Here is a 1,939-nt window from a genome sequence, read left to right as displayed (position 1 = left end):
CGCCTCGTTCGGGTGCAGGGCGACCGCGGCCAGCAGTCGCGGCTCGCGGGCCGCGATCTCGGCGGACCAGCGGCTCGTCGCGACATCCGTGCCGACCTGCACGGCTCCCGCGACGCCGACGGATGCCGCGCGCTCGAGGTGCTCGTGCGCCGTGAGCGGCAGCGCCCCGTCGGCGATCTCGAGGTGCGTGTGGTTGTCGTAGACGGGCACCGCGAGCGGCTCGGGCGGCGGCGGGTACTCGACGGCGCGCCCGCCGTCGGACCGGGTGCGGAGGTGGTCGGCGCCAGCCGTCACTCGGTCGCCTCCACGCGCGGGAACAGCGGCTCGAGCGCCGAGGTCTGCGTGCCGACGCTCCACTCGTGTGCGCGGTCGATGCGCTGCTCCTGCACGGTGCCGGGCGCGCCGAGCGCGGTCCAGAGCTTCGCCGTGGCCTTCGGCAGCACGGGCGAGAGCAGCACGGCGAGCGTGCCGACCCCGTGGTAGGCCGTCTCGAGCACGGCTTCGAGGCGCGCGCGCACGGCCTCGTCCTTCGCGAGGACCCACGGCTCCTGCTCGGTGATGTACCCGTTCAGGGCGTCGACGAGCCTCCACGTGGCGGCGATCGCCTCGTGGATCTGCAGGCGGTCGATCGCCTGCCACGCGGCGTCCGTCGCCTCCTGCTCGATGCGGCGGATCGCCTCGTCGGCCTCGGTGCGGGCCGCCTCGGTGCCGGTGGGCACCGCGCCGCCGCAGTAGCGGCCGATCATCGCGATCACGCGCGAGGCGAGGTTGCCGAAGCCGTTCGCGAGCTCGGCCTGGTAGCGCGCGGCGAGGTCCTCCCACGAGAACGAGCCGTCCTGCCCGAACGAGATCGCCGAGAGGAAGTAGTAGCGGAACGCGTCGGAGCCGAACGTGTCGGTGATCTGCGACGGCGCGATGCCGGTGAGCTTCGACTTCGACATCTTCTCGCCGCCGACGAGCAGCCAGCCGTGGCCGAACACGCCGGTCGGCACGTCGAGGCCGGCGGCCATGAGCATCGCCGGCCAGATGACGGCGTGGAAGCGGAGGATGTCCTTGCCGACGAGGTGCTGCGCCGGCCACCGGCGCGCGAACCGGTCGTCGTCCTCGCCGTACCCGACGGCGGTGATGTAGTTGAGGAGCGCGTCGAACCAGACGTAGACGACGTGCGTCTCGTCCCACGGGACCTTCACGCCCCAGTCGAACGTGGACCGCGAGATCGAGAGGTCGTCGAGGCCGCGTCGCACGAAGCTGACGACCTCGTTGCGCGCCGACTCGGGCTGGACGAAGTCGGGCCGCTCCTCGTAGAGGGCGAGCAGCCTGTCGGCGAACGCCGACATGCGGAAGAAGTAGTTCTTCTCGTGCAGCAGCTCGACGGGCTTGGAGTGGATGGCGCAGACCAGCTGCCCCTCGTACTCGCCGGTGCCGTCGACGAGCTCGGACTGCTGCTTGTACTCCTCGCAGCCGACGCAGTAGTAGCCCTCGTACTCGCCGGTGTAGATCCACCCCTCGTCGAAGAGGTGCTGGAGGAACCGCTGGACGTTGCGCTCGTGGCGCTCGTCGGTCGTGCGGATGAAGTCGTCGTTGGCGACGTCGACCGTGTCGAGCAGCGGCTTCCACGCGTCCGCGACGAGCTTGTCGGCCCATTCCTGCGGGCTCACGCCGTTCGCGGTCGCGGTGCGCAGGATCTTCTGGCCGTGTTCGTCGGTGCCGGTGAGCATCCACGTGTCGCGACCCGCCTGGCGGTTCCACCGCGCGAGCACGTCGGCGGCCACCTCCGTGTACGCGTGCCCGATGTGGGGCACGTCGTTGACGTAGAAGATGGGGGTCGTGATGTAGAACGAGGAGGCGTCGGCCATGCCGACAATCCTACGGGCGCGCACACGCCCGCTACGCCCGGCCGGGCGCCCGCCCGGACGCCCGCCCGGCCGGACGCCGGCCC

At 71.5% G+C, this 1,939-nt stretch carries 2 protein-coding genes; both read right to left on the bottom strand.

Translation table 11 applies throughout. The annotated features are described in order from the left end of the window. A partial coding sequence (locus ESO86_RS16080) for a TatD family hydrolase (protein WP_207207188.1) occupies window positions 1-294 on the bottom strand: 294 nt, incomplete at its 3' end. Beyond that, window positions 291-1,856 carry a methionine--tRNA ligase gene (metG, locus tag ESO86_RS16075; protein ID WP_129235852.1) on the bottom strand — a complete coding sequence of 522 codons (1,566 nt, stop codon included), beginning with the start codon at window positions 1,854-1,856 and terminating at the stop codon, window positions 291-293. The genes ESO86_RS16080 and metG, both read right to left, overlap by 4 nt. Window positions 1,857-1,939 lie beyond the last annotated feature (83 nt).

This window comes from Agromyces binzhouensis (assembly GCF_004135055.1).
In the GTDB taxonomy this organism is placed as follows: domain Bacteria; phylum Actinomycetota; class Actinomycetes; order Actinomycetales; family Microbacteriaceae; genus Agromyces; species Agromyces binzhouensis.
This window is presented reverse-complemented; position numbering and strand designations above follow the sequence as displayed.

Bases quoted from the DNA above. Each gene is read 5' to 3' on its own strand.
- metG (WP_129235852.1), bottom strand. From the start codon at position 1,856: ATGGCCGACGCCTCCTCGTTCTACATCACGACCCCCATCTTCTACGTC.